8 protein-coding genes and 1 pseudogene are annotated in these 7,035 nt (G+C 39.5%); 1 reads left to right on the plus strand and 8 read right to left on the minus strand.

The features are described 5' to 3' along the window. The 8 genes and pseudogenes from GNF10_RS33705 to GNF10_RS33740 form a co-directional block, all read right to left on the minus strand. Positions 1-487, minus strand: a pseudogene (locus GNF10_RS33705) (hypothetical protein); the annotation flags it as partial. A gap of 428 nt (positions 488-915) precedes the next feature. Continuing rightward, positions 916-1,395: a hypothetical protein gene (locus GNF10_RS33710; protein ID WP_185607385.1), complete on the minus strand. Its 480-nt coding sequence runs from the start codon at positions 1,393-1,395 to the stop codon at positions 916-918. Between the two features lie 398 nt (positions 1,396-1,793). Next, positions 1,794-2,240 (minus strand): HNH endonuclease, encoded by a 447-nt coding sequence (locus tag GNF10_RS33715; RefSeq protein ID WP_185584839.1) that lies wholly within the window; start codon positions 2,238-2,240, stop codon positions 1,794-1,796. A gap of 12 nt (positions 2,241-2,252) precedes the next feature. Beyond that, positions 2,253-2,531, minus strand: coding sequence for a hypothetical protein (locus GNF10_RS33720; protein ID WP_185584840.1), 279 nt, complete (start codon positions 2,529-2,531; stop codon positions 2,253-2,255). Beyond that, complete coding sequence (locus tag GNF10_RS33725) at positions 2,528-3,514, minus strand: pentapeptide repeat-containing protein (protein WP_185607386.1); 987 nt, start codon at positions 3,512-3,514, stop codon at positions 2,528-2,530. Before GNF10_RS33725 ends, GNF10_RS33720 begins: the two co-directional genes overlap by 4 nt. 110 nt (positions 3,515-3,624) lie before the next feature. Next, positions 3,625-4,665: a hypothetical protein gene (locus GNF10_RS33730; protein ID WP_185584842.1), complete on the minus strand. Its 1,041-nt coding sequence runs from the start codon at positions 4,663-4,665 to the stop codon at positions 3,625-3,627. A 19-nt stretch (positions 4,666-4,684) separates the two neighbouring features. Beyond that, positions 4,685-6,394 (minus strand): DEAD/DEAH box helicase, encoded by a 1,710-nt coding sequence (locus GNF10_RS33735; RefSeq protein WP_185584843.1) that lies wholly within the window; start codon positions 6,392-6,394, stop codon positions 4,685-4,687. A gap of 61 nt (positions 6,395-6,455) precedes the next feature. Then, the gene (locus GNF10_RS33740) at positions 6,456-6,671 is read right to left on the minus strand and encodes a hypothetical protein (RefSeq protein ID WP_185584844.1); all 216 of its coding nucleotides are present in this window, start codon (positions 6,669-6,671) and stop codon (positions 6,456-6,458) included. A gap of 154 nt (positions 6,672-6,825) precedes the next feature. Here GNF10_RS33740 and GNF10_RS33745 point away from each other — a divergent pair. After that, positions 6,826-7,035: ParA family protein (locus GNF10_RS33745; protein ID WP_185607387.1), on the plus strand; the 210-nt coding region annotated here is incomplete at its 3' end.

Consider the following 7,035-nt stretch of genomic DNA (forward strand, 5'->3'; position numbering starts at 1 on the left):
CTTCCAGCCTTTCCTCAAACTTATTTGCCCAACGATTTGCCAGTTTCTGTTGATTTATCTGCCACTTTTGATTGATTAAATTTATATAGACTAAAAGAAACGTTCCTTTAAGAATAAGACATATCAACAAGGTTACAGTTAAAAGTAAGGATATAAGTGCTGCTATCCATTGACGGTTAACAAGAAAATGAATCGTTATCGCTAGTCCTATAGCAGCAATAAACAATTTCAACAATTTCAAGGGGGTTTCTAGTAAAAAACGCTGTTTAATTGGTCGAATAATGGTGCGTTTTGGTGCTAAGGTTTTATGTGCTAAGAAAACATTTAAAAAGTTGTTAAGTAGGTTATTACTTCCCTGTACTAGGTTATTTTTATCACCTTGAACCCCTTGCATTCCGTTCCCCAAGGTTGAATTATCAACGTGTTGCTCAATACTGGACTTAGGTTTTGGTGATTGATTTGAGTCAGGAGTCGGTAGTTGGCTCATAATAAAAAAGTTTTACTATAATTAATTACAAAAAGTCTTTAGCAACACTAAAAGGGAGTCCACCGAGATACCTGCAAAAAGAGACGTGTTGTAAATATTGCAAATAATACTTTATTTATTTACTAATTTCACCAAAAATGATATTAGGCGAATCAAAATTTTGCACAGTAAAAGCAAGCTTTCACCTGTCTTCGTTCCTTAAATTTGCCCATTAATGAGCTTTTTCGGGGAGGTTTTCACAAGAGAAGACACGCTCAATCCGGTATTGAAACAACATAAAATCAATGGTTTCACACCTCGGCATTACATATCTTTACAAGGTGTCCCCTTTTGCGGGTATCTCGGTGGCCACCCTAAATCACTGAGCGAAGAGGGAAGTATTCCACTACTATTTACTATTTTGGTGTTTTCTAATTAGATTTAATAATTTATTGATGATTTTTATTCCAATCCTCTAACGCAGCAATCACAAAGCTTGCTGCGGGATGGCTGAGTAATTGCTCTAAAGCAGCAGTACCGCCTGCCCGTAACGCACTAATTGTTTTTTGCATTAAAGTAGGATTATCTTCAATGCGTTGAGTAGCTTCTGCTGCCAGTGCCATTTTTCCAGACATTGTATGAGTGGGGTAGGACTGGCTTAGTTGTTCTAATAGCTGTTGTATTTCTTTAGCAGCTTCAGCAAGATTTTGTTCTGGTGCATAATTATATTGCTTCCCTATTTGTTGACTACCAGATTGAGCCGTATCAATAATATTACCCACATCCGCCTGGCTCAGATCATATTTAGTTTTATAGTTTTCACTATTATTCATAGATAGTTGATTATCATTCCCTTGTACTGCTTGTAGCCCTTGACCAATTTCACTATTACTCACGCTTTGATTAATTTCACCGCGATTTTGGTTCATATTACTTACTAACCTCAATACCTAATAAAGTCAGTATAAGTATCAAAAGCCATTTTGAACAAGTTAAAAGTAAGTAAATTTTGTCAATACATCTAATAGTAGAAATAAATTATTCTAAATTTCAATTTAGGCTGCAATTAATCGAAAAAAAGTTGATTTTATTACTTGTTTAAAGAAGGGAGCTTTAATACAGGTTGAGCTACTCCATAATCTCAGATGATAAGAAAACTTTGGGGTTTGCGGTTGAGGAACCAAAAACTATGCTCTTGGTGACACTGGTAGAGACATTTTCTAACCTTACTGCCTAACTTTATCATTGAGGTTTTGAACTTATTAATTAAGATGTCAGCCATACTTATAAGACTGTAGTTAAGCGATGGTCTAAGCGTTTTAAATTTTCAATTTTGAATTGGGTCATCTGGTGGCGGATGCCGCCCAATTTCTCTATCAGCAGCACGAATATTAATTATTCTGGCTCGGTTGAATGCTAATGCTACGACTGTGGCGCGTCCTGTTGGTGTCAAGCCGATAATCAAGAGTGTATCTGTTGACCAGAAAAAGTGTTCTTGCCAACTATCAGTGCGAGGATTAAATAAGGGTACTTCTGATAACGACTGTTCATCAAAGGCTTTAAGTTTATCGGATTTTTGGCGATTGCAATGAAAACACGCCAAAGCTAAATTATCAATTGAATTAGCACCACCTTTGGTAAGAGGAATTACATGGTCTACAGTGAAAGAAACATATTGCCATTTTTCCGATGCGTGACAATATTCGCACAGAAACTTGGCTCGTTGTCGTACTTGATTTTGAGTAGCTTCACTAATGTAACGATTCGCAGACAAATCTCTAATTTCCTATAATTCACTTTGGTTTGGAGTTAGCGATGAATTTCTGATCATCCGATTCACCAAACTCAGATAATCGTCTAATTCCTCATATTCATCTAATTCTTTTTCTTCCTCTGAAGTAAGAGCAGATTCTTTTTGCTTAATTAATAATGCTTCAATTCGTCCCTGTACTAAGCTGGAAGCTCGAAATATAGGCACTCCTTCTACTAGCTCGATGCGGACAGCACCATCTAATGGTAAACTGTTGGGCAAGTGTGACAATTTCATCGGTAAATTGGTTGTCATGGCATTAACTGGGGAGATAAACCAAGCTGTTCACAGAAATGCTTACTGTACTGTGCGGTTTCCCAATTTTGGGCAGATTTAACTTGTTCTATAGTTAAACCTTTAGTGTTCCAAAAATTAGCTCCTTCTATATTGGCGTTATTAAGTTTTGCTCCTTCAAGATTAGCATTTCCAAACTTTGATCCTTTCAAATTGGCTCTTTGAAGGTTGGCATTTTTAAGGATTGCTCCATGAAAACTAGCCTCCGTAAAATCAGAACTCTCAAGGTTAGCTTCCTGAAGATTAACACCCCAAAGAATTGCTTTTGAGAGTTTAACTTGTTGAAGAGAAACATGAGGAGCAATCAAGTAACCTCCTGCTACCGCCGCGTTGAAACCTATTGGAAACTTGGTATATTCATCATATAAAACTTCTCTAAGGTCGGTACTTTCTAATTTAGCTTTTAGAAGAGAAGCACCATAGAGCCTAGCTCTATAAAGGTCAGCTTTGCTGAGATTAGCCTCATCAAGTATTGCTCCTGTCAAATCAGCCCCTGTGAGATTAGCCCCTACCAAATCTGCGCCAGTTAAGTCAATACGTTTTAAATCAGCATTTGGAGCATCTATATTTCGCAAAGAAACACCATCACTGGCTAATTCTTCCAGAGCAATTTTTCTAGCATAGCTAGTAACTGTACCAGAAGCAGCAGATGCATCGATTGCTTTCCAGTACTCAAAATGTGACCTCTTTCTTTCAGCAATAATTCTTTCTTCTCGTTTTGGGAGTTCAAGTAGGAAAACCGTTACACCTATCAGCACCCCCAGTTTACTAAGAGCATCAAGTATCTTGATAAAACCTAAATTTGAAAGCCAGTTAGCAATTGGGTCGGAAAAAAATAAGGTAATTATCAAAACTATCAAAGCACTAAGCCAAACAGCCAAAAGTAAAAGTCGCTTTAGCCATAATAATGATTTGACTTTCTGCTTTGATTGATTGCTTCTCAAGATTATTTAGCCTTCTGCTGTCTACGTGCTTAATATAACAAGATGTAGTCGAAAATTGGTAGTTTTAACAACATATTAATTGTAGAGATTGGTAAATGAGTAGTCAAAAATTACTTGCTCCAAACTGTCGGTGAGATAATTTTAGCTGACTTGTCATCTAAATAGAAATTGTAAACAGGTTCTCCTGATAATTCACAGCGTAGCGGCTCAAGAATTTTAGTGAACGGATTCCAAACTGCTGTTACAGTCCGTTTTACTTTCTTTCGTTGCAACTCACACTGAATATGTACCGTAGGGAGATGGATAATCATTGCACTGTGCAACGAAGCTTCTACACTCATTGCATAACGCTCTTGGATGTCCAACAATTTTCTCTCTAACTCTCTATTAGTGGCTTCAATTCGTGCTAGTTCTTTATCTAGTTCATCACCAATCAAATGTTTTGACTCAATCTTGTTGCGAATCGAGTCGCTAATCGTGTTGTAATAATCCTTGAGTCTTTCTTCATCCCTAGCTCTTGCTCTTGTTAATTTAGCCTGCCAATTATCTAGAGATTTACCAATTAATATTGCACTTTGATGTTCAATTAAGCTCAACAATTCTTCAATTGGCATCGCCAATGGTGTCTCTTGATGCTCCACAGTCATTAGGTCAGACTCCCAAAACAAAGCATCCCCAATTTCTACTGGTGTTACTCCTGTTATTTCATTGATAATGAACGAAACTAAACCAATCCTTTTTTCGGAAGCATTGGCTGTGTAAGCGACATTACACAAGATGTAACGAGTAATTTCTGGTTTAGCATCTAAAAAACGAATTAAGCCATTTTGAGGGGCGAGTCTCTCCAATAAAATTTTCTCAAAGCCTGTATTTTTCAGATGTCCATCGAATTTAACACTCAACGCACTAATAAGTCCTTTAACAGCTAATAGTTCAGATAGCTTATTTAAGACTTCTGAATGATAAGTAACAAAAATACTTTGGGGTACATCAGCAATAGTTGTAAAAGTAACCTCTTCTGGGAGCGAAAGCAGCGATGCTATATTTTCCGTCAACAACACATTTAAAATGTGTTCACCAGCAGGTTCTGCTATTCCGTCATGCAGAGAAACAATTTTTTCTAAGGTAGCAATAATTGGGTCTGATAACATATTTATTCAAATCAATCTCTCAGGCTTCAAAATCTTCGCCAAAAATCTGTTCATCCAGTTCCTGAATTTGCTGATACTGGTTTTTGGCTTTCAACAAATTATCTGCCAATTGCTCGAAGGCTGTATCTAATTCGGGCTTGACTTGATGCTTGAGCCAGATATCCATGACAATTTCACTAAAGTCAAATTCATCATCCACGTTCCCTAAAATTGTTTCAATTTCTCCGACCACTAGTTCAAACATATTAATTTTGTCATGCAAGATCCGCAGAATATACTCTTCGATACTGCCTTTTAGACAAAAGTTAAAAATAAAAACATCCTGGGTTTGTCCAATGCGGTGGATACGACCAATGCGCTGTTCTATTTTCATTGGGTTCCAGGGCAGGTCATAATTAACGATCGCGTTCGCAAACTGGATGTTACGTCCCTCTCCGCCCGTTTCAGATGCCAGCAGTACAGAGACAGTATCTCGAAATGCGGCTATAGCCTCATCTTTCTGTTTAAGGGACATCCCACCAGTAAATTCTGCAAAGGGGATATTTGCAGCAAGGAGAGTTTGGGCCAAATAAGTGCTAGTTGCTTTATGAGTTGTGAAGACCAAGGTTTTCTGGGAAGATTTTGAGAGCATTTCTACCAATACTTTTGCTTTCTCGACCTGCTTCACCTGGGCTGCTCGTCTTGCTAAAGACTTCAGTTCTTCATCGGGTAGGCGTTTGGTCAATTGCTTGAGGGAGTCAGCCAAAGCACCAGGGGATGAACCAGCACGCATTAGCAAATTGGTACGGGAAAGCCTATCGAGCTTGTCCTCTGAGTTACGTAGATACTCGCTCAAATCTTGATAAAGTTTCTCCTCGCCTGCTGCCGGGGTAACAGTAATTGTGGTGGCGAAGCGTTTGGGCAGTTTGACATCTACTAGGGCGCGGGTATTTCGCACCATGACTTCCCGCATCAGGGAGCGTAACTTTTCGGGATTTTTCGGGACTCGTCCATTTCTGGAATCGACATATTCTTTTTTAAAAGCGGCTTCTGTTTGTAGCAGTCCCGGTTTGAGGAGGGTGAGCAGATTAAACAGTTCAATAAGGGAGTTCTGCACTGGCGTAGCAGTGAGCATGAGGATAAACCGCTTATTGAGGGCGTTGACCAGTTTCCAGTTGAGGGTAGTGCGATTTTTCAGGTGGTGGGCTTCATCGACAACTACCAAGTCCCAAGTGCGACTAGTGACGTGGGGATAATGTTTAGCAGACTTAGCCGTGTTTAATGAAGCGATAATTCGCGGATTATTTGTCCAAAATTCGTCTATCGGTTGTTGGGGATCTCGATTATCTGTGGTGATAGTAGCAATATTAAATTTGTCACTTAACTCTGATTGCCACTGGGAAACTAGGGATGCAGGAGTTAACACCAGCATGGACTGTACCATACCCCTTGCTAAGTACTCAGCTATGATTAGTCCCGCTTCAATGGTTTTGCCCAATCCGACTTCATCCGCTAGTAATGCGCGTCCACCCAGTTGTCTAAGTACTTTTCGGGCTGTTTCAATCTGATACCAGTATTTGTCAATAGCAGTTAGCGTGGGCAGGCAAATTAGCTGATCATAGTCTGCCATTACGGAGAGATTGAACAGGTTTAAACGCGCCTCGTAGAAGTTGAGCGGGTCGTATTTCCCAGCTTTCAGGGCTGACTTGGCAGTGTCAGAATTGAATTTGAATGTATAGTTTTTCTCCATGATGCACCCTTAATAGCTACTTTTTACCACAAAAAGCACGTACTTTTGACCAGTTCAGCACTTAGTCGCCATAGAGTTCCGAGTCTAAGTTGGCAGCTAGGGAGCCATGAGATACTGCACCGATAAAGTTTGCCAGGGGGTCGCTACTGTCAGTAGGTGAGTAAGAGAAGGGTGATTTCTGGGTAAGTGCAAGCTGTTGAACATACCGCAACACGTCTTCTTGGTGCTGTTCTGGCAGTTGTTCAATCGCTTCCAAAATGGCTTGTTTGGTTGTCATAGGAATGACTTAATGTTGCTTGATTCTATAAAGTCTACTGCTGAAATTACCGTCTTAGCTAGAACTTCTCTTCTTCTGATACACTTCAATAAACTGGAAACTAAAACCGAGCCGATTGACCAAAGATCATCGTATCTTCTAGGAACTAAACCCAGTGTCAACTTCTGACAAACAATGCCGCATTATCGCCCTGTTTAACCAAGCGGGTGGTGTCGCCAAATCGACACTGACCCAAAACCTGGGATACCACTTAGCAAAACGAGAACATCGCGTTCTCCTCATTGACCTAGACCCCCAAGCGTCCTTGACAAAATTCATGGGGTTAGTGCCATCTCAGTTACAAAAAACCGTTGCTGATGCCATT

It is taken from the genome of Nostoc sp. UCD121 (assembly GCF_014222285.1).
GTDB lineage: Bacteria > Cyanobacteriota > Cyanobacteriia > Cyanobacteriales > Nostocaceae > Nostoc.

What these genes read in the sequence shown, in the direction of transcription:
- GNF10_RS33740 (WP_185584844.1), bottom strand. Translation starts at nt 6,671, where the DNA reads ATGACAACCAAACAAGCCATTTTGGAAGCGATTGAACAACTGCCAGAA.
- GNF10_RS33720 (WP_185584840.1), bottom strand. Translation starts at nt 2,531, where the DNA reads ATGACAACCAATTTACCGATGAAATTGTCACACTTGCCCAACAGTTTA.
- GNF10_RS33735 (WP_185584843.1), bottom strand. Translation starts at nt 6,394, where the DNA reads ATGGAGAAAAACTATACATTCAAATTCAATTCTGACACTGCCAAGTCA.
- GNF10_RS33710 (WP_185607385.1), bottom strand. Translation starts at nt 1,395, where the DNA reads ATGAACCAAAATCGCGGTGAAATTAATCAAAGCGTGAGTAATAGTGAA.
- GNF10_RS33730 (WP_185584842.1), bottom strand. Translation starts at nt 4,665, where the DNA reads ATGTTATCAGACCCAATTATTGCTACCTTAGAAAAAATTGTTTCTCTG.